Genomic DNA, 20,409 nt, shown 5'->3' with positions numbered 1-20,409 from the left:
GGGTCGACGGGCCGAGCGCCGGCAAGGCCGTCCGTGGCCGCGGCCGGCGACGCCCGGCGAAGCGGTCGGCGCTGCTGACGGTCGCCGTGCCCTCGGTCGCCGCCATGGGCGTGTGCGCCGTGGCCGCCGCGGCCGTCGCCGGGGTCGGCGGGGACGACAAGAGCGACTCGACCACCCAGGCCGCGGCCGACCCCGGGGCCGTCAAACCGTCCGCGGCCAACAACAAGCTCGATACCCAGCTCGCCGGACTCAGCGCCAGCGCCGATGACTTCCGCGACCGGGCCAGCCGTACCCAGGAGCGGATCGACCTCAAGGAACGCCAGGCGCTGGAGCGTAAGCGCAAGGCGGAGGAGGCGGCCCGCAAGGAGGCCATGCGGCCCAAGTTCGTGCTGCCGGTCACCCAGCACGGGCTGAGCGCGCTCTTCGGCCAGGCCGGCGTGAACTGGATGTCCGTACACACCGGCATCGACTTCCCGGTCAGCTACGGCACCCCCGTCATGGCCGCCACCGACGGCACCGTACGCACCCAGTGGAACTCCGCCTACGGCAACATGGCGATCGTGACCGCGCCCGACGGCACCGAGACGTGGTACTGCCATCTGAGCAGCACCAAGATCCGGTCCGGGTCGGTCAAGGCCGGTGACCAGATTGCCTATTCGGGCAACTCCGGCAATTCCACGGGCCCGCATCTGCACTTCGAGGTGCGCCCCGGCGGCGGCGCGGCGGTCGACCCGCTGCCGTGGCTGCGCAGCCACGGTCTCAACCCGAACTGACCGCCGCCGTACGGTTCCCGCGCGCCGGGCGTCCCCGCTCCGCCCGGCGCTGACCGCTCCTACAGCTTCTCCACCGGCGCATAGCGCAGCAGCAGCCGCTTCGGCTTCTCGCCGCCGAAGTCGATCGTCGCCTCGGCGTTGTCGCCGCTGCCCTTGACGCCCACGACCGTGCCGAGCCCGAAGCTGTCGTGGGTGACGCGGTCGCCGACGGCCAGCGAGGCCACCTGGCGGTCCGTGGCACGGCGGGTCGCAAAGCCGCTCGGGCCCTTGGAGCGGGCCGACGACAGCGTGGCACCGATGCCCCCGCCGAAGCCGCCACCGCTCCCGCTGCCCGCCTTCAGGCCGCCCATCGAGGCGGACGGCGTCGCGGGGCCGGTGCGCTTCCACTCGACATGGTCGTCCGGGATCTCCTCCAGGAACCGGGAGGGCGGGTTGTACGAGGGCTGGCCCCAGGCGCTGCGCATCGTCGAGCGGGTGACGTACAGCCGCTCGCGGGCGCGGGTGATGCCGACATAGGCCAGCCGGCGCTCCTCCTCCAGCTCCTTGGTCTGGCCCAGCGAGCGCATGTGCGGGAAGACGCCGTCCTCCAGGCCGGTCAGGAAGACGACCGGGAACTCCAGGCCCTTGGCGGTGTGCAGCGTCATGAGGGTGATCACGCCGCTGCCGTCCTCGTCCTCGTCGGGGATCTGGTCGGAGTCGGCGACCAGCGCGACCTGCTCCAGGAAGTCGGAGAGCGTGCCGGGGTTGTCTTCCTCCCGGTCCTGCTCGAACTCCAGGGCCACGGCGGCGAGTTCCTGGAGGTTCTCGATCCGGGTCTCGTCCTGCGGGTCGGTGGAGGCCTGGAGTTCGGCGAGGTAGCCCGTGCGCTCCAGGACGGCTTCCAGGATGGTGGCGGGCCCGGCGCCGGACTCGACGATCGTGCGCAGCTCCTCCATGAGGACGTTGAAGCGCTTGACGGCGTTGGCGGAGCGGGCCGCCATCCCGTAGGCCTCGTCGACCCGGCGCAGCGCCTGCGGGAAGGTGATCTTCTCGCGCAGGGACAGGGCGTCGATCATCGCCTCGGCGCGCTCGCCGATGCCGCGCTTGGGGACGTTGAGGATCCGGCGCAGCGGGACGGTGTCCTCGGGGTTGGCGAGCACCCGCAGATACGCCAGGACGTCGCGGACCTCCTTGCGCTCGTAGAAGCGCACACCGCCGACGACCTTGTAGGGCAGCCCGACCCGGATGAAGATCTCTTCGAAGACACGGGACTGGGCGTTGGTGCGGTAGAAGACGGCGACATCGCCGGCCTTGGCGTCACCGGCGTCGGTCAGCCGGTCGATCTCGTCGGCGACGAACTGCGCCTCGTCGTGCTCGGTGTCGGCGACATAGCCGGTGATCTTGGGGCCGGCTCCGGCGTCCGTCCAGAGGTTCTTGGGGCGGCGGTTCTCGTTGCGCTCGATGACGGCGTTGGCGGCGGACAGGATGGTCTGGCTGGAGCGGTAGTTCTGCTCCAGCAGGATCGTCGTGGCGTCCGGGTAGTCCTCCTCGAACTGGAGGATGTTGCGGATCGTGGCGCCGCGGAACGCGTAGATCGACTGGTCGGCGTCTCCGACGACGCACAGCTCGGCGGCGGGCATCTCGGCCGTACCCGGGCCGACCAGTTCGCGGACGAGGGTGTACTGGGCGTGGTTGGTGTCCTGGTACTCGTCGACGAGGACATGGCGGAAGCGGCGGCGGTAGTGCTCGGCGACATCCGGGAAGGCCTGGAGCAGATTGACCGTCGTCATGATGATGTCGTCGAAGTCCAGGGCGTTGGCCTCGCGCAGCCGTGCCTGGTACATCGCATACGCCTCGGCCAGGGTCTTCTCAAAGCCGTCGGCGGCGGTCCCGGCGAAGGCCTCCTCGTCGATGAGCTCGTTCTTGAGGTTGGAGATCTTCGCGCTGAAGGACTTGGGCGGGAAGCGCTTGGGGTCCAGGTCCAGGTCGCGGCAGACCAGGGCCATCAGGCGCTTCGAATCGGCGGCGTCGTAGATCGAGAAGGAGGAGGTGAAGCCGAGCTTCTTGGACTCGCGGCGCAGGATCCGTACGCAGGCGCTGTGGAAGGTGGAGACCCACATGGCGTTGGCGCGCGGGCCGACCAGCTCCTCGACGCGCTCCTTCATCTCACCGGCGGCCTTGTTGGTGAAGGTGATCGCGAGGATCTGGCCGGGGTGGACATGGCGCTCGGCGAGCAGATGCGCGATGCGGTGGGTCAGCACCCGGGTCTTGCCGGAGCCGGCGCCGGCGACGATCAGCAGCGGGCCGCCCGTGTGCACCACGGCGGCCTTCTGCTCGTCGTTGAGCCCCTCCAGCAGCGTCGCCGCGTCGACGGGCGGGCGGGCGGCGCCGTCGCGGTAGTACGCCTCCCTGGGCACGGGCGCGTCGAACTTCCCGCCGAAGAGATCGGCGGGGATCTCCTCCGGGGCCGGGCCGTGCTCGTCCTCGGGGGGCGGCTGGTGCTCCTCCTCGCCCTTGTGGCCGAGGTCCGCCAGGAAGCTGTCGTCAAAGAGGCTGCTCATCGCCCACCGAGTCTAGGCCGCCGCACTGACAGCGTGCTCCGGAGTGGGCGATAGTCGGCCCTGTGCGGGGTGGGCAGCGGCGCTGTGGCTGGTCAGGGGGCCGGCCGCGCGTCGGACGGGGCGCGCGCCCGCTTACCCGAATCCGACATCTGCCGCAATGAACCCCTCATCGCGTTCAGGTCACGAAAAGGTTTCGGGCATATCGAACATCAGCCTTCACAGGAGCCACACGAGTTGGCTAACGTCCTCGCTCAGGCAGCCCGCCTCCCCGCGGACGACCGCGTCCGCACGGGCCGCCCGCGCCGAGTCCGGCCCTGCCGCCAGGCACCCGGAGCCGGGGACCCACCAGCATCACCGGGGTGAATCGATCCGTACGACTGCGCCGGCAGACGTCCGGACCGTAGGGCAAGCCTTCCGTCAGCGACACCCGCCCGAACCCGACAGCTAACCCGGTAGGCGGTCCACGGAAGGAGTTGCCGGCCTTGGCGTCCCATCGCAAGCCGCGCACCAGCGTCCTCACCTCCCCCGGGAGTCGTCGTGCGGCGGCCGGGTTCACCACCGCCGCCCTCGCCTCGGTCACCCTGCTCTCGCAGTCCGCCGACGCGGCTCCCACGGCGCCCAAGCCCACCATCGAAGAGGTCAAGCAGAAGGTCGACGGCCTCTACCGCCAGGCCGAGGTGGCCACCCAGAAGTACAACGCGGCCAAGGAGCACGCCGATCATCAGCGCGACACCGTGGACGGCCTGCTGAACGCCGCCGCCAAGCGTGCGGAGAAGATGAACGAATCCCGGCGCGAGCTGGGCATGTTCGCCTCGGCGCAGTACCGCACCGGCGGCATGAACCCGACGGCGCAGCTGATGCTCGCCAAGGACCCGCAGCAGTTCGTCGACCGCAACCACCTGATGGAGCGGCTGACCGGCCGGCAGAAGCAGGCGGTCACCGACTACCAGGAGCAGCAGGCTGCGGCCACCCGGCAGCGGGCCGAGGCGACCCGCAGCCTGGAGCAGCTGCAGACGTCGCAGGCCTCCCTGAAGGAGTCCAAGCGTGCCGTCCAGGACAAGCTGGCCGAGGCCCGGCAGCTGCTGTCCCGGCTGACCGCCCAGGAGAAGGCGCGGCTCGCGGAGCTGGAGCGCCAGAAGGAGGCGGCGGCCGAGCGCAAGGCCGAGGAGGAGGCGCGCCGTCAGCAGGAGCGGGAGCGTCAGCGGCAGCAGGACGGCGGCGGCTCCACCGGTGGCCGGACCGGAGGTGGCTCGACCGGCGGCGGCTCGACCGGCGACTCGTCCACCACCAAGGCCGAGAAGGCGCTGGCCTTCGCCCGCGCCCAGATCGGCAAGCCGTACGTCTGGGGCGCGACCGGCCCCACCTCCTACGACTGCTCGGGGCTGACGCAGGCGGCGTGGAAGGCGGCCGGGGTCGATCTGCCGCGCACGACCTGGGACCAGGTCAAGGTCGGCCAGCGGGTGGCGACCAGCGATCTCAAGCCCGGTGACCTGGTGTTCTTCTACGACGACATCAGCCACGTAGGCATGTACATAGGCGGCGGCAAGATGATCCACGCGCCGCACCCGGGCGCCAATGTCCGGGAGGAGTCGATCTACTACATGCCGATCTACGGGAGCGTCCGCCCGGCCTGAGCCCGGCCCCGCTCCCCCACAAGGCCACCCCCCACGGCCACCCCCCACACGCCACCGCGCGGCCGTCGCCTCCGGAGTCCGGAGCGCGATGCCCGCGCGGTGTGCCGTGGTGGTGCCGGCGGCTCAGGTCCAGAGCACCGCGATGAAGATGTTGGCGATCGTGAGTGCGCCGACCGCGCCGAACAGCGGCTTGTCGACCTTCTCCTCGTCCCGCTTGACGTAGACCAGCGCCAGGATCACCACCAGAACGGCCATCTTGATGCCGATCTTGATGTTGTTGACGGGGTGGTCCTGGGCCTGGTTGAGGCCGACCAGCACGATGCCGGTGACCAGCATCGTCAGCGCGCCGTGCAGCATGGCCGGCACGAAGCGGGCGGTGCCCGCGCCCATCGCCTTCATCTGGGTCAGAAAGCCGCCCAGCAGGGAGGCGATGCCGATGATGTGCAGGCCGACGAAGATAGTGATTACTACGTCCATAGTGCTGGATCGTAGCCGCCGCATAGCACGGCCCTTCAGGCAGGGCGCCGACAATCGCCGCATCGGTCACGGCAGACCGCTCCCGGCCGTGCGCCCGCGGCGCCGCGGTCACCCGCGTACCGGCAGCGGTCGAAAGCGGGCAATGCCGCGCAAGCGGACTCACCTCCGTGGCGCCCAGGTTTAGCGTCCTCCTCCAAGCGGTCGACTCCCCGCCAACGCCGGGCTCCACACCGGCGATTCGTCGACCGCCCCGCCGAGAGGTACGGCGGCGGTCCGCTCCCCCGTGCGGACCGCCGCCGGACCCAGGGCCCGAAGGGAAGGAAGTGACGGCCACCGTGGCCTCGCACCGCAAGCCCAGGCAGCATCCGCTCGTCTCGCTCACCGGAGGCGGCTCGCGCAGCGCGCGCACCGCCCGTACGGCCGCCACCCTGGCCCTCGCGGGTGCCGCCACCGCCACCACCTTCGACGGCACCGGCCAGGCCGTACCCGAGCCCACCCCCGCCCAGGTCAAGGGCCGGGTCGACGCGTTGTACCAGGAGGCAGAGGTGGCCACGCAGAAGTACAACGGCGCGAAGGAAGCCGCCGATACGGCACGCCAGGAGCTGAGCAGACTGCAGGACGAGGCCGCCCGCAGGACCCGGAAACTGAACGCCGCCCGCGGCGAACTGGGCACCATGGCCGCGAGCCAGTACCGCTCCGGCGGCGTGGACCCCACCGTACGGCTGCTGTTGTCCGCCGATCCGCAGCGCTATCTGGACGGCGCCGCGGTCCTGGAGCGTGCGGGCAGCCACCAGGCGACCGCGGTGGCCGGCTACGCGCGCCGGCTCGGCAGCGTACGGCAGGTCCGGCAGCGGGCCGAGGACACCGCGGAGCGGCTGGTGGGCACCGAGACCGCGCTGAAGAAGCACCGGGTCACCATCGTGCGGAAGCTGGACGCCGCGGAGCAGCTGCTCGACCGGCTGACCGCGGAGCAGCGGCGGCGGATGGCGGGCCGGGACAACTCCCGGGGCGGGGCGGCCGGCGACCGTGCGGACCGGGGGGCGGGGCGCGGTGACGGCCTCCTCGGCGGGGTGCCCACCGGCTCGGGGGCCGCCGCCGCGGCATCCGCGCAGGCCCCCAACGCCCGTGCCGCGCAGGCCGTTTCCTTCGCGTACGGCGCACTCGGCAAGCCGTACGTCTGGGGCGCCACCGGCCCCTCCGCATACGACTGCTCGGGCCTGACCCAGGCCGCCTGGAAGTCCGGCGGCGTCTCCCTGCCCCGTACGACCTACACCCAGGTCAGCTCCGGGCCACGTATCGACCGGTCCCAACTGGCCCCCGGAGACCTGGTGTTCTTCTACTCGGGCATCAGCCATGTGGGGCTCTACATCGGCGACGGCAAGATGATCCACGCTCCGCATCCGGGTGCGCCGGTACGGATCGCACCGATCGACCAGATGCCGTTCGCGGCGGCGACCCGGCCGGCGTAGGGGGCCGCGTACATCAACCCCTGAGCTGCGTCCCGAACCACCGGAAGATCTCCGGTACCTGCTGCCGCCACACCGCCGTGGTGTGGCCGCCCGCGAGCGCCGAGATCTGCTGCACGGTCACCGTCGTCGGCCGCTTCGCGAGCTGACGCAGTCCGATGCCCGCCTGGTAGCCGTCGCCCGCGGCGCCCGACACATACAGCGCCGTACGCGGCGGCCTTCCGGCGGCGTTGGCGGACTTCAGGATGTGCATCGGGTTGGACTCGATACGCAGCTTGGGGTCCTTGCCGGCGAGCGAGTCCGGCTCCAGCGCCGGGTCGTTGTAGCCGGACATGGCGACCGCGGCGCGGTAGCGGTCCGGGTGGGACAGCGCGAGCTTGGTGGCGCAGTGCGCGCCGGCCGAGTATCCGGCCAGCGCCCAGGAGTCCGGCTTGTCGCCGGCCCGGAAGTTGTCGACGATCATCTGGCGAACGTCGACGGTCAGCCAGCTGTCGGCGTTGACCTTCCCGGGGATGTTGACGCAACCGGTGTCGGCGCCGGTGAGGATATTGGTACGCGGCGCCACCAGGATGAACGGCTTGACCGTGCCGCGCTGCATCAGCGGCCCGAGCTGCTCGCCCACGTGCAGCGACCCGAACCAGGCCTTCGACGAGCCGGGGTAGCCGGGCAGCAGCTCGACCACCGGGAACTTCTTGTTCCGGTAGGCGGGGTCGTTGTACTGCGGCGGCAGCCATACGTACACCTCGCCCAGCACGCCCGAGATCCGGCCCCTGAGGTCGGTCATCGTGACACCGGTGCCCATCCTCGGGTCATCGGCCGGGCGGAACCGCTGGAGCTGCTTGGGCCGGTTCTTGATCTGCTGCCCGCCCATCCCGTCGGGGCCGAGGTCCTTGGCCGCCTCGACATGGCTGCCGGTGCCGAGCAGATCGCCCCAGGTGTCGTAGAGATTGTTGGCGTTGTTGACCAGGACGAAGACCACGGTGATGGCCGTGACCTGGGCGAACACCAGCATCAGCAGCCGGGCGACGGTGCGTACCAGCCGCGGTCCGGCTATCCGGCTCCATACGGCGAGCGGCAGCACCACGGCGACGATCAGCAGCGCGATCGAGGTGAGGAAGAAGGGCGTGCCCGTCAGGCTCATCGGGATCTCGTTTCCAGGACATACGCGAAGGACGTGGGGGTGGTTCCGCCCCCGCCTTCGGCAGTGAGCCTCTCCGCGCCCTTAGATGGCGATCCGCGCGGTCCTGGTTGCCCGTCTTTGGTCGTTCTTTACGACCTCGTCCCTCGGCTTTACCCACTCGTGCCCGGGCCCTGCGTCCTCGTCCTCCGGCCGCTCGTCAACGGGATCCGCGCCGCGCGGCCGGGCGCGGGGCCTGCGCGGGGCGGATCCCGACGTCGCAGGTCAGACGAGCCGCCGGGCCGTGGCCCAGCGGGTCAGCTCATGGCGGTTGGAGAGCTGGAGCTTTCTGAGCACCGCGGAGACATGCGATTCGACCGTCTTCACGGAGATGAACAGCTGCTTGGCGATCTCCTTGTACGCATAGCCGCGGGCGATCAGCCGCAGCACCTCACGCTCGCGCTGGGTGAGGCGGTCCAGGTCCTCGTCGATCGGCGGGGCGTCCGTCGAGGCGAAGGCGTCCAGGACGAAGCCGGCGAGCCGGGGCGAGAAGACGGCGTCGCCGTCGGCTACCCGGAAGATCGCGTTGACCAGGTCCGTGCCGGTGATCGTCTTGGTGACATAGCCGCGCGCGCCGCCACGGATGACGCCGATGACGTCCTCGGCCGCGTCGGAGACCGACAGCGCGAGGAAGCGGACCGGGCGCTCGGCATCGGCCATCATCGCGGCGCAGCGACGCAGCACCTCGACCCCGCCGCCACCAGGGAGATGGACGTCCAGGAGGACGACCTCGGGGCGGGTGGCCGTGATGACCGTGACGGCCTGGTCGACGTCGGCGGCCTCGCCGACCACCTCGACGCCGGTGCGCCCGGTCTCACCGATCTCGGCCTGGACGCCCGTACGGAACATCCGGTGGTCGTCGACCAGCACGACACGGACGGTCCGGCCCTCGGCCGTCCCGCCACCGGTCTCGCCCTGCTGTGCGCCCTCGCTGCTCATCTCTTCCGCCCGTCCCTCGGTGTCTGGCCCGTCATCATCCCGTGCCCCGGCCCGCCCTGTCGCCGCCGGCCGCCCCTCGCCCTGCCCCGTCATGCGTCACGCTCCTGCGCGGTGCGCTCCATCTCCAGCTCGACGACGGTGCCGCCCTCGGGGGCGGAGCGCAGCCGGGCGGTGCCGCCGTGGCGCTCCATCCGGCCGATGATGGATTCCCGTACGCCCATCCGGTCCGCGGGGACCGCGCCCAGATCGAATCCGGGGCCGCGGTCGCGCACCGAGACGAAGACCGTACGGCCCTCCACCTCGGCGAATACCTGCACCGGGCCGCCCTCGCCACCGTACTTGGCGGCATTGACCATCGCCTCGCGTGCGGCCTGCATCTGGGCGCCGAGCGCCTCGTCCAACGGGCAGTCGCCGACGACCACGACCTCGATCGGGACGCCGTGGTGGTCCTCCACCTCGGCGGCGGACTTGCGGACCGCCTCCGCCAGGGTGGCCGCTTCCTCGTCCTCGTCCTTGCCGCGGCCCTCGGGTTTGTAGAGCCAGGCGCGCAGCTCACGTTCCTGGGCGCGGGCCAGCCGCGCCACCTCCCGGGGTTCGTCGGCGTTGCGCTGGATCAGGGTGAGGGTGTGCAGGACGGAGTCATGGACATGGGCGGCCACTTCGGCGCGCTCCTGGGCGCGGATGCGCATCAGCCGCTCCTCGGAGAGGTCCTGGGCCATCCGTACGAGATAGGGGCCGGCCAGCAGCGCGATGCCGACGACGACGGCGAGCGAGGCCTGCAGCACCGAGCCGAGATGCCGCACCGAGCCCTGCAGCACGACGATGCCGGTCACGCCGACACAGACCAGCAGCACACCGGCCGCGCCGCGCAGCATGGGCAACAGCCCCTTGCGGCGGCCGAGCTCCAGCCACTGGGCGCGGCGGGAGTTGTCCGCCTGGCGCCACACCAGGGCGACACCGGCGCCGATCAGCAGCACCGGCCAGAGATAGCCGTTGGCCTGGCCGAGCTGGAACCTGGAGGCGACGATCGCGGCACCGATCAGCAGCGCGATCAGCGCGAAGACCTGCCCCTTGTCGGGCCTGCGGGCCAGCCGCCGCCGCTTCTCGTCGCCCGGGGCCAGGTGCCGTGGCTCCACGCCGCCGACGCCCAGCGGGACAAAGAACCAGAATGCGGCATACAGCAGGGCGCCCATGCCGTCGGCCATGAAGAGGGCCACGAAGACGATCCGGACCCAGGAGACCGGCAGTCCGAGATGCCCGGCGAGACCGCGCGCGACGCCACCGAGCAACCGCCCGTCGGCGCTGCGGTAGAGCTTGCGCACGGGCGGGTCGTCGGGGTCCGGCGCCGGGGCGTAGGCCGTCTCGGCGCGGGGTGGCGCGGTGGTCATGTCCCCGATCGTCACACGCCGTGCGGGTCCGGGGCATCAGGGTCGACCCTGAACCCGTCCCTGACGTTTCACGGGGCGGTCCCAGGGCGGTCCCGGGGCCGGGCCTCAGCTCTTCGGCTCGGTCCTGCGGAAGCCGTCCTTCACGACCGAGAAGACCTTCTCGAACTTCGTCCAGTTCGCCGCCGGCGCGGACACATAGATCGCGTACTCCTTGTCGCCCTCGCGGCCGAACCCGAGGTCGATCCCGCGGTAGGTGCGGGCCCGGCCCCCGAAGGTGAACTCCCAGATCGCGGCGGGGTCGCCCTGGAAGACCGTGGCCTGCATGCGCAGCCGCGAGTAGACGGGGTACGACTTCTTGAAGTCGGCCTCGACGTCCTTGAAGTGCTGCACCTGATCCGCCGAGGAGAAGTCCAGGACGCTGAGGGTCAGCTGCGCGAGCTCGCCCTCGGAGGCATAGACGATCTGCCGTCCGCCGTCCCTGACCTGCCGCTGCCAGCCGTTGGGCACCGGGAAGGTGACGCCGAGCGCGGTCTCCGTGGCCTTGCGGTAGCCGTCGGGGAGGGGCGGCGGGGATCCGATGGTGGTGTTCGGGACGCTGGGGAGTACCGGGACGCCCTTGTTGCCCGCCACTTTGGACACGCCGGAGTCGTCGCGGTGCAGCACGTACCAGGCCGTGCCCGCACCGCCGCCGGCGGCCAGCACCCCGACGACGCTCCAGGCCACGACCCGGGCGCCACGCCGCTTGCGGGCCACGGGGCCGCCGGACAGTACGTCCCTACGGTCGGCGACGGACCGCCCGCCGAGGGCTCCGTCCGGCACGGCCACCCGTCCGGTCACGGCGCCGCCGCTGCCCGCCCCCGTGGCCGTATACGCCCCGGCGCCGGTCCCGGTGGCGCCGCGCGAGGTGGCCCCCGGCTCGCCCGTAGGCGACACCGGTCGCGTCGGGGCCTCCCCCTGTTCGTCCGGTTCGGCCTCCGTGCCACGGCGCCCGACGGTCCCCAGGGCCAGTGTCGGCCAGCCAATCAGCGCCGTCTCCGCCTCGCCCTCGGCCGCGCGCAGCGCCTGCTCGACGACGTCGGTCGTCGGCCGGTCCTCCGGCTCCTTGGCGAGCAGCGCCTCGATCAGCGCGGTCAGCGGCCCGGCGTTGACCGGCGGCTGGAGCGGGTCCATGGCGATCGCGTACGCCGTCTCGACCGCGGTGTTCTTCCGGAACGGGGGCCGTCCCTCGACCGCCTGATAGAGCGTTGCGCCCAGCGCCCACAGGTCCGAGGCGGGTCCCGGGGTGCCGCCCTTGACCCGCTCGGGCGCCAAGTAGTCGATGGAGCCGACCAGCTCGCCGGTCTTGGTGAGCGTGGAGGTGCCGCTGGCGACCGCGATGCCGAAGTCGGTGAGCACGACCCGGCCGTCCTCGCCGAGCAGGACGTTGCCCGGTTTGACGTCGCGGTGCAGCACACCGGCGGAGTGTGCGGCGCGCAGCGCAGCGATCATGCCGCGGCCGATACGGGCGGCCTCGCGCGGGGTGACCGAACTGTCGGTCCGGGCGGCCTCCTTGATGGCGTCACCGAGCGTCGTGGAGGGGACGTACTCCATGACGATGCACGGCAGCCCGGCGTCGTCCACGACGTCGTGCACGCCCACCACATTGGGGTGGTTGATGCGGGCCGCGGCCTGCGCCTCCCGGGTGGTGCGCTCATGGCGGGTCGCCAGTTCGTCCTCGTCCAACTGCGGCGAGACATGCAGACGCTTGACCGCGACCTGGCGGCCGAGGACCTCGTCCCGGGCCCGCCAGACGGTGCCCATACCGCCTTGGCCTATCCGTTCAACAAGTCGATACCGCCCGGCGACCAGTCGCCCCTCGTCCACCGACGCCGCCTCCGTCACCGCACGCCCCTCCGGAAACCCGTACGTATCCAGGACGCAACGATAGTCTTTGAGGTCGGCGGACAGACCCCCGGCCACCGCCCGTCGGCGCCCTTCTTTCAGGCGGCGCGGGAGCGCGGGGGCATATGCGAACCGGCGGGGGATTTCGGGACCCCCCTGGGGCATGTCGGGGCCACCGGCAGCGGATCTCAGGGATCTGCCAGGGTTTCCACGGATACCGGGGCTCGGTCGCTCTTGTCACCATGGGTCCATGAACGATGCAGCCCCCGTCGAGGAGTCGGCGCCCTCCGACCCCGCCGGCCCCACCCCGCCGCATGCCCCGCTGCGCCGCAGCCGGCGGCACAAGGTCGTCGCCGGGGTGTGCGGCGGGCTGGGCCGGCAGTGGGATCTCGACCCGGTCATCTTCCGGGTCGTGCTCGCCGTGCTCTCCGTCGGCGGCCTCGGCCTCATCGTCTACGGCTTCGCCTGGCTGCTCATCCCCCTCGACGGCGAGGACGAGAACGAGGGCCGCCGACTGCTCTCCGGCCGTGTCGAGGGCTCGGCGCTCACGGCCCTGCTCTTCGCGCTGGTCGGCTGCGGGCTGTTCCTGACGACTCTCGCCAAGGGCAGCATGATGTCCTTCGCCATCATGCTGATGCTGGCGGTGGCCGGCTCGGCGTACTGGTCGCGCCGGCGCCGGCAGGCCGAGGCCGAGGGGCCGGAGGCGATGGACTCCGCCACCGCCCAGGCGGTCGCCGACGCCCCGCCGGAGACCAAGGCGCCCCCGGTGCCGACCAGCCCCTCCTGGTGGCGTGAGCCGCGCTCCAAGGACGCGGCCGGTCCGGGCTATCTGTGGGGGCCCGAGAACACCCCGCTGCCACTCGACATCAGCTACCGGTTCGAGCACGGCGCGGGCGCGGCCACCGCTCCTCAGCGGCACGGCGCCTGGTCCGGGCCGGGCCGCCCTCCCGGCCCGCCGGTGCCACCGCACGGTGCCCACCCGGCCCGGGCCCCGCGCAGGACTCCGCGTACCGGCCGCCCGATAGGCGGCTGGACGTTCCTGCTGGCGCTGTTCGCCGGCGCCGGAACCGCGGTCTCCGTCTCCCGGCACGACGGGCTCGCACCGTCCCTCCAGGCGGGGCTGGCGGCCGCGCTGGTCGTCTTCGGCCTGGGTCTGGTGCTCAGCGCCTGGTTCGGCCGGACAGGCGGCGGCACGGTCTTCATGGTGGTGCTGACGGCCGCGCTGCTGGCGGGTGCGACGGTGCTGCCCGACAACATCACCGCCGACTGGCAGCACCGCACCTGGACCCCCACCAGCCTCGCAGCCGTCCAGCCGCATTACGAACTCGGCTCCGGGGAAGGGGAGTTGGACCTCAGCGAACTCCCCCTCAAGGGCGGCCGTACGGTCCGCACCAGCGCGGACGTGGGCGCCGGCCGCCTCCAGGTGACGCTGCCGCAGGGTGTCACCACCCACCTGCGTATCTCGCTCGGCGTCGGCGACATCCAGCTGCCCGGCGATGCGCCCGACGATGTGGACCTCTCGGCGGGCGGTCAGCAGCGGACGGTCACACTGCCCGCCGAGGGCCTCAAGAAGGGCGAAAAGCCGCGCGGCTCCCTGGACCTGGACCTCAATGTCGGCGCCGGCCAGGTCGNGGCTCCCTGGACCTGGACCTCAATGTCGGCGCCGGCCAGGTCGACATCCGGCGCACGGTCCCGGCCCCCGCCGCACCGGCGCCCGCCCCGTCGACGCCCGCCCCGTCGACGCCCGCCGCGCCGACCGCCCCGACCCGCCAGGGAGCCCCCTCGTGATGCGCCACCCCTTCGAACCGGCCCGCCTGATCTCGGGCATCGCCGCCCTCGCCGTCGGCACGGGCTACGGCCTCGACGCCCTCGGCGTCTGGCACGCGCCCGGCCCCTGGCTCTTCTTCGCCCTCCCCGCCGGCCTGGTCCTCTCCGGCATCACCGCCGCCATCTGGGCAACGGCCCGCCGCCACCACGCGGACCGCACCGACGAACCGGCCATACCCCAACGCTCCTGACCCACGGCCCCGGCCTGACCCACCGGCCCCGGCCGTGATCCACCGGGCGCGCCCAGGCCTGCTCCTGATGGCTCTTGCTCTGCCGGGTGGATCAGAGCTGTGTCGGGCATATGGCTTGGCGGGGTCAGCATTTCAACGGCGGGTGTCCCGTGGCCATGTACGGGAGACCGGCAGTCCGCATGTGGGAGGCGCGCGTGAGCACGGAGCAACAGTGGGACATCGTTTCGGGAATCGGCATCACGGCCCTGGCGGTGGCGGCGAGCAGAGCCCGCGAAACCAGTCGGCCCGACGCCCTGGCCAAGGACCCGTATGCGGCTGATTTCGTCAAGGAGGCCCACCCGCCGGTGCCACTGCCGACGACCGAGGCCGAGGCGGCGGCCATGGAAACGCAGCGGACCTGGTCGGCCACGTCCGCGTACGTAGCCGTGCGCACTCGTTACTTCGACGACTATGTCCAACGGGCCGCCGCGGCCGGCGTCACACAGATGGTGCTGCTGGCGTCGGGGCTCGACACCCGGGCATTCCGGCTGCGCTGGCCGGCGCACACCGTCGTCTACGAGATCGACCAGCCCTTGGTACTGGACTTCAAGTTGAGCGTCCTGCGCAAGCGGGGCGCCACCACCGAGTGCGACCACCGGCCGGTGGCCGCGGACCTGAAGGAGGACTGGGCGGCGGCACTGGAGAAGGCCGGCCTCGACCGTTCACGCCCGACCGCCTGGCTCGCCGAAGGGCTCCTGCCCTACCTCCCGCCCACGGCCGAGGACGACCTGTTCCAGGAGATCCACCGGCTCTCCGCCCCCGGCAGCCAACTCGCCGTGGAGTACCTCGGCGACATGCAGGAGGCTCTGGACGACGCCGCGATTGCGGACAGCACCCGGCGCCTGGGAGTCGACATCGGGGGACTGGTCCACACCGGCCGGCGGCCCGCCCCCGGAGTGCGCCTGTCGGAACTGGGCTGGGAGACACGAGAGGTGTCGGCCGCGGAAGCGGCAGGAGGCTATGAACGCCCTCTGGACCCCACCTCCTTCATGAGCCGTGCCGTCTACACCTGCGCTCGCCGGTCATGACGATCACCGAGAACGCCGCGGCGAACGGCGAACGGCGAACGTTGCCGCCTACGGCGTCCCGGTGCGTCTGCGCGTCTGCGCGTCCGTGCGTCCGCGCGTCCGTGCGTCCGTGCGTCCGTGCGTCCGTGCGTCTACGGCATCCCGGCGCGTCTGTGCGGCGGAATGCGGCTGCCGACGGCCGTTGGGCAGTCGTCGGCTTGGCCGGCGTGGACGGCTCGGCACGGCAGGCAGAGCCCAGTCATGCATTCCGCCATGACCGGCTCGGCATGCCCGGCGGACTGCCAGGATCGCTGCCATGAGACTCAAGCCCGGCGTCACCTTGGACGTTGCCGAGACCAATCTCCGCTCCGCGATGAACGTGCTGTCGAACGCCCGGTCCGGCGGTCCGTTCGAGACGCTCTGGCAGAGCTACATGGCAGCGGTCAACAAGGCCATGCCGCTGGTGACCCGGACATTCGCCGAACCGGATATCGCCGCGGTACTCCAGTCGTCGGCGTACTGGCATCTCCTTCCCACTTCCGGGCTGGGAACGGAGCCGAACCAGGCTGCCTCCCACGAACTGTCCCTGCGGATAGCCGACCTACAGGACGCGCTGCGGGACCTGGAGCGGCTCAAGCGGTCCGCCGCCCGGCCGGGCGTGCCCGTGGTGATGGACACCAACATTCTCCTGTGGTGGCAGCAACCAGGGGGAGTGCGGTGGGCGAAGGTCCTCAAAGGCCAAGGAGCCGAGACCAGTTCAGCGCGCCTCGTGATCCCGCTGGTCGTCATCGACGAGCTGGACCGGCACAAGTACGGGGACGGCCTGCTGGCGAGGCGGGCGGCGACCGCCATCCGGTACCTGGAGCGGGCGCTGGGCACCTCGGGGCCTGACGAGGCGGTGGAGCTCGCACCGCAGGTCACCCTGGAGGTCGCCCGACCCGCGGGACGTCATCCGGTCGGCGTCGACGCAGACCTGCGGATCCTGCTGTGCGCGGCGGACATGGATCAGCTCTGCCCGACAGCGGGAACACGGCTGCTGACCGACGACACGGGGATGCGGCTTCGAGCCCGTGACATGGGGCTGACGACGATGCGCCTGCCGCAGGAGTACAGGAAGCCGGGGACAGCGATCGGCGAGGAGCCGTGAGGAGCCGGAGCGGAAGAACGGGTCGTGACGGCCGCGCGCGGGATGGCCAGAAACAAGCTGCTCGGCATTGAGGGCCTCCTGGTCGCCGGTGGCAGATCTCGCAATCCACACCGGGCCGGCAGGCCCTCGTCCCGTTTCGGGCCGCTCACGGCTTTTCGACGGTCGCCAAGCTCCGCGCCAACCGATCCAGCTGGGGCTCTTGTTGCCGCACCGAGTCGCCTTTTCTTCGGCGGTCAAGGGGCGGGATTGGACCCTGATGATCTTGTAGGTGATATCCGACTCGACGCCGGTGAATTCGTGTGGCCCATGGGTGTTGTGTTTGTTCACCGGAGCGAAGGGGTTTGGCTGATCGACGCCATCGAGCTTCCCATTCCCCGTCGCCTTCCGGGTGACGGAAACCTCGTCGAACCAGCCGGTTTCGCCGGGCTTCAGCGTGCCCGTGGTCACGGTGCTCTCCGTGTTCGACGTGAACCAGCTGTGCTCGAACTTCGGCAGCACCGAAACGGGGTTCGCGCCGAGCGACAAGCCGACCACCGTCGTTTCGCCGGTGGTCGCAGCCTCACCGTAGTTGTAGTCAACGTTTTCGGTGGTGCAGCTGTCGCGAGGCTTCCCCAGCATCGTCGGCGTACGCTCACTCGGCGCCCCGACCCATTCGGTGGGCGTGAAGGTGCACGACTCACCGCAATCGGAGAGGAATTCGGCGATCCCCTCGGGAGAGCTCCAGTCGGGGTACTGGGGGACGGGCAGATTCTCCCCCGGCGGCTTCAGCCCAAGCCCTCCGCCGCCGAGAGGCGAGTCCGCCTGCGCCGGGGTGATGGACAGGCACAGCGTCGCCGCGACGGCCACTGATCCCACCGTGGCCGCCTTCGCCCGCCAGCCTCTGCCGGACGGGAGAACGTTGCGTACTCGCGGGACGGGCGGCCGGTTCCCTTGCCTTCCACCTGAAGCGCGAATTGCGTCCTGCGATTCCGTTCACGACTCCGGGTGAGGCCGTCCCGGGAAGGCGGCACCGCTGGTGAGTGGAGGTGTGCGTCAGCTCCGAACCGGCCGGAACGGAGTGCCGCCGGCCACGCAGCACGGGACTTTGCGGACACGCCCTAGCCGAACAGCTGCGCCCCGTGCCTCTTGCGGCGGTGCGCCAGGACTGCGTCCAGGGAGAGCATCGGCGTGCCGGCCAGTACGAGCGGGAGCCAGGCCATCAGATAGGCCAGGTCATTGCCGTAGTAGTACGGCGTGGTCGCCCAGCTCACGGTGAGCCACAGCGTCAGCGAGATCAGCGCCCCGCCGAACGCCGCCAGCCGGCCCAGCAGCCCGACGAGGATGCCGAGGCCCACCGCCAGCTCGCCGGCCGCGATGGCGTAGCCGAAGCCCACCGGGCTCTTCTGTGCCAGGTCCACCAGCTGCGGCAGCGCCGCCGCGTCATGCACCTGGCGCAGCATCTCGCCCAGCGACCCGGCACCGCCGGCGGCCAGAAACGCGTGGTCCATCAGTTTGTCCACGCCTGCGTAGATGAAGGTGGCACCCAGAAAAAGGCGCAACGGGAGCAGCGCATGGCGCGCCAGCTGCCCCCGCAGGCCGGTGCCGGCGCCATCGACACCCGCCCCTCCCAAGTCGGCACCGATCGTGCGATTCGCGTGAACCATGACGTCCGCCTCTCCGTTGCCACCGGGAGCAGACGATTGTGCCCGCGCCCGCGCCTCATGGGGAGATACGTACGCACGTGCGCAAGAGGTTCAACGGACCGACGCACTTCAGGCGGCTGCCGCACACAAAAACGTCACGCAAACCGGCCCGCGGCGGCAGGCACCCCCGCCCGGCCGCCGGCCTCAGTCCTGGACGTCGATCGGGTAGCCGTTCGTCTCCACGCCCGCCGCCGTGACCACCCGGACCATCACCCGGCCCGGCTCGACATCGACCGGCACCGGCACCGTCAGCACCCCGTCCGTCGGATTGGCGAAGCCACCGGCCACCGGGACCAGGGGGACCGGGACATGCACCGCACCGATCCGTACGACGGTCCGGGCGAGCCGGTCGGGCGTCGTGGCGCCCGGCGGGACGAAACCGGCGCCGCGGATCTCGATGTCATCGCCGGTACGGACCGGCGCGGCGAGATCGCCCAGCTCACGGGAGCGCACCACCGAAAGGATCACCGGGCGGCCGCCGGACACCGTCTTCGCCGCGAGATACGTGACGCCGGAAAGCGCCAGCAGAACCACCAGACCCCAGGGCAGCTGCGGCAGCTGTCCGGGCCGCCCGGCCAGCCGCACCAGGGCGCACGCCAGCACGGCCGCGTTGACCAGGACGTACTGCACGTCCATGAAGCTGCCCCGCCCCGCGTCGTCCGCGAGCAGATCGGAGGCCCGCGGCCGCTCCGCGGGGACCTTCTGCAGCCGTCCCGACCGCACCCGCGCGGCAACCACCCCGTACGCCAGCACCGCCACCGCGCACCCGACGGCGAGCGCCGCCAACAGCGCGGCGGACCGGTCCAGTTCCAGGCCCTGAAGCAGACCTCGCCGCTCACGCGCCCCGGGAGCCGTCGCCAGTTGTACGACCACCATCAGCACGGCGTACAGCACCGCGGCCGCCCAGCCCGCCGCGACCGTCCGCGAGGTGGACAGCCGGCCGTCCTCGCCGATCAGCGGTGCCAGCGCCCCGCCGTGCGCACGGTGCCACCAGGCCGCCAGCGTCAGCCCCAGTGCCAGGACGACGGCGGCGATCAGTCCCGCCGTACGGCCCGCGGTCCAGCCCGCGCCGATGGCGGTGAGCGCCTGTCCGACCAGCAGGGCCACCACAGCGCCCCAGATCACCAGCAGGGTGCGCCACCGTACGGCCGTCAGCCAGGCGACCCCCTCGTCGGCGCCCCGCTTGGCCAGCTCGCGGGCGGAAAGGGTCAGTTCGTCGGAGACCCACTGACGGGCCGCGCCGGCGGAGTGCGCGAGTCCGGACGGCACACCGCGTCCGGCGGCGAAGTCCTCGCGCAGCGCGACGAACGCGGCGACCGCCTGCCGGTGCCCTACCCGGGCGCCGTGCGGGCACCGTCCGCAGCGGCACTCACCGCCGTCGGCGCGCTCTGCACCCTCCACCGGCTCGCCCGTTCCGGTCATCCTGCCCACTGCATCAACCGACACGTTCGTTACCGCCCCGCCACCGCTTGCCGTCAACTTGTGTTATGCGAAGGGGAATTGTGCCTCACATGGCCGGGGCGGATATCAAACGTCCACCTGGTGGCGGGTGGCGGGTGAATCGCCGCGTTGACGCCCGGCGACAGTCGGCCCTGGTCGCCGCGCACACCCGGATATACGTATACATACGCACACCCGATCGTCGGCCGACCAGGCAAACCCGACGCTTCCCCCGTTCGGGCGAACCGGGGCACGGCGAAGGCTGAGCGGCCCGCCCGCTGCGCAAGCTCTCGCCGTGTATCAACTGCACGGATCGCACAGATCGCACAGCCGGGATGAACCACCCGGACGAGACGGGCCGCACGGGCAACAGGGGCGGTACGGGCAACAGGACCGGCGCAGACACCGGAGGCGGTACGGACACATATCCCGCCTGGCGGCCGGGCTCCTGGCCGCCGCGCTTCTCCTGCTGGCCGGGGGCGCCGCACTGCTCGCCACCGCGGCGGCGGCAACCGCCCATGACCGGCCCCACCGCCCCGCCACCGGCGACAATTGCGCCTTCGCCGGCACCGCTCCACCCGTAGACGTACCGACCGGCTTTCCCATGCCGCACGGCTGGCACTTCCCCTGCACCCGGACCAAGCCGACGCCCGCGCCCTCGCGCACCCCGGCACCTCGTCCGCATCTCTCCCGGCCCGCGCCACCGCCGCCGGCCCCCGAGCCCCGGCCGACGCCGTCCCCGACGCCGTCCCCGCCGCCACCTCCGCCTCAGCCCCCGCCCACGTCGCCGCCACCCGCGCC

Annotated in this window: 15 protein-coding genes, 2 pseudogenes and 1 riboswitch; of the genes and pseudogenes, 9 read left to right on the top strand and 8 right to left on the bottom strand. The window is 71.7% G+C overall.

Annotated elements, in window-relative coordinates; all coding sequences use genetic code 11:
* Positions 1-773 (top strand): M23 family metallopeptidase (locus DY245_RS26625; protein ID WP_147318376.1); only part of this gene is annotated, 773 nt, incomplete at its 5' end.
* 59 nt (positions 774-832) lie between these two features.
* Here the strand turns inward: DY245_RS26625 and pcrA are convergent.
* Positions 833-3,313 (bottom strand): DNA helicase PcrA, encoded by a 2,481-nt coding sequence (gene pcrA / locus DY245_RS26620; RefSeq protein WP_128509762.1) that lies wholly within the window; start codon positions 3,311-3,313, stop codon positions 833-835.
* 305 nt (positions 3,314-3,618) lie between these two features.
* Positions 3,619-3,788: riboswitch (cyclic di-AMP (ydaO/yuaA leader) on the top strand.
* A gap of 7 nt (positions 3,789-3,795) precedes the next feature.
* Between pcrA and DY245_RS26615 the strand changes: the two genes are divergently transcribed.
* The gene (locus tag DY245_RS26615; protein ID WP_128509761.1) at positions 3,796-4,947 is read left to right on the top strand and encodes a C40 family peptidase; all 1,152 of its coding nucleotides are present in this window, start codon (positions 3,796-3,798) and stop codon (positions 4,945-4,947) included.
* Between the two features lie 123 nt (positions 4,948-5,070).
* On the opposite strand, the gene DY245_RS26610 is transcribed toward DY245_RS26615, so the two are convergent.
* Complete coding sequence (locus DY245_RS26610; RefSeq protein WP_128509760.1) at positions 5,071-5,424, bottom strand: hypothetical protein; 354 nt, start codon at positions 5,422-5,424, stop codon at positions 5,071-5,073.
* A 323-nt stretch (positions 5,425-5,747) separates the two neighbouring features.
* On the opposite strand from DY245_RS26610, the gene DY245_RS26605 reads away from it, so the two are divergent.
* The gene (locus DY245_RS26605; RefSeq protein ID WP_128509759.1) at positions 5,748-6,893 is read left to right on the top strand and encodes a C40 family peptidase; all 1,146 of its coding nucleotides are present in this window, start codon (positions 5,748-5,750) and stop codon (positions 6,891-6,893) included.
* Positions 6,894-6,906: 13 nt separating this feature from the next.
* On the opposite strand, the gene DY245_RS26600 is transcribed toward DY245_RS26605, so the two are convergent.
* From DY245_RS26600 to DY245_RS26585, 4 genes are all read right to left on the bottom strand, one after another.
* Positions 6,907-8,031 (bottom strand): alpha/beta hydrolase, encoded by a 1,125-nt coding sequence (locus DY245_RS26600; RefSeq protein WP_128509758.1) that lies wholly within the window; start codon positions 8,029-8,031, stop codon positions 6,907-6,909.
* A 261-nt stretch (positions 8,032-8,292) separates the two neighbouring features.
* Positions 8,293-9,006, bottom strand: coding sequence for a LuxR C-terminal-related transcriptional regulator (locus DY245_RS26595; RefSeq protein ID WP_128509757.1), 714 nt, complete (start codon positions 9,004-9,006; stop codon positions 8,293-8,295).
* An 89-nt stretch (positions 9,007-9,095) separates the two neighbouring features.
* Positions 9,096-10,394 carry an ATP-binding protein gene (locus tag DY245_RS26590; protein ID WP_128509756.1) on the bottom strand — a complete coding sequence of 433 codons (1,299 nt, stop codon included), beginning with the start codon at positions 10,392-10,394 and terminating at the stop codon, positions 9,096-9,098.
* A 105-nt stretch (positions 10,395-10,499) separates the two neighbouring features.
* Positions 10,500-12,275 carry a serine/threonine-protein kinase gene (locus tag DY245_RS26585; RefSeq protein WP_280525002.1) on the bottom strand — a complete coding sequence of 592 codons (1,776 nt, stop codon included), beginning with the start codon at positions 12,273-12,275 and terminating at the stop codon, positions 10,500-10,502.
* A gap of 163 nt (positions 12,276-12,438) precedes the next feature.
* Between DY245_RS26585 and DY245_RS26580 the strand changes: the two are divergent.
* From DY245_RS26580 to DY245_RS26555, 5 genes and pseudogenes are all read left to right on the top strand, one after another.
* Positions 12,439-13,906 (top strand): annotated as a pseudogene (locus DY245_RS26580) (PspC domain-containing protein); the annotation flags it as partial.
* 156 nt (positions 13,907-14,062) lie between these two features.
* On the top strand, positions 14,063-14,293 hold the full coding sequence (locus DY245_RS45385; RefSeq protein WP_244943277.1) for a hypothetical protein: 231 nt from the start codon (positions 14,063-14,065) through the stop codon (positions 14,291-14,293).
* A 194-nt stretch (positions 14,294-14,487) separates the two neighbouring features.
* Complete coding sequence (locus DY245_RS26570; RefSeq protein WP_128509754.1) at positions 14,488-15,360, top strand: SAM-dependent methyltransferase; 873 nt, start codon at positions 14,488-14,490, stop codon at positions 15,358-15,360.
* 295 nt (positions 15,361-15,655) lie between these two features.
* On the top strand, positions 15,656-16,486 hold the full coding sequence (locus DY245_RS26560) for a PIN domain-containing protein (RefSeq protein ID WP_128509752.1): 831 nt from the start codon (positions 15,656-15,658) through the stop codon (positions 16,484-16,486).
* A 388-nt stretch (positions 16,487-16,874) separates the two neighbouring features.
* Complete coding sequence (locus DY245_RS26555; RefSeq protein ID WP_128509751.1) at positions 16,875-17,054, top strand: hypothetical protein; 180 nt, start codon at positions 16,875-16,877, stop codon at positions 17,052-17,054.
* 529 nt (positions 17,055-17,583) lie between these two features.
* Here the strand turns inward: DY245_RS26555 and DY245_RS26550 are convergent.
* Positions 17,584-18,129: a DoxX family membrane protein gene (locus DY245_RS26550; RefSeq protein WP_128509750.1), complete on the bottom strand. Its 546-nt coding sequence runs from the start codon at positions 18,127-18,129 to the stop codon at positions 17,584-17,586.
* A gap of 183 nt (positions 18,130-18,312) precedes the next feature.
* A complete protein-coding gene (locus DY245_RS26545; protein WP_128509749.1) occupies positions 18,313-19,590 on the bottom strand; it encodes a hypothetical protein in 1,278 nt (425 codons plus the stop codon).
* 570 nt (positions 19,591-20,160) lie between these two features.
* Here DY245_RS26545 and DY245_RS45380 point away from each other — a divergent pair.
* Positions 20,161-20,409: pseudogene (locus DY245_RS45380) on the top strand (hypothetical protein); the annotation flags it as partial.

Source organism: Streptomyces inhibens (assembly GCF_003389455.1).
Classification (GTDB): Bacteria; Actinomycetota; Actinomycetes; order Streptomycetales; family Streptomycetaceae; genus Streptomyces; species Streptomyces inhibens.
This window is presented reverse-complemented; position numbering and strand designations above follow the sequence as displayed.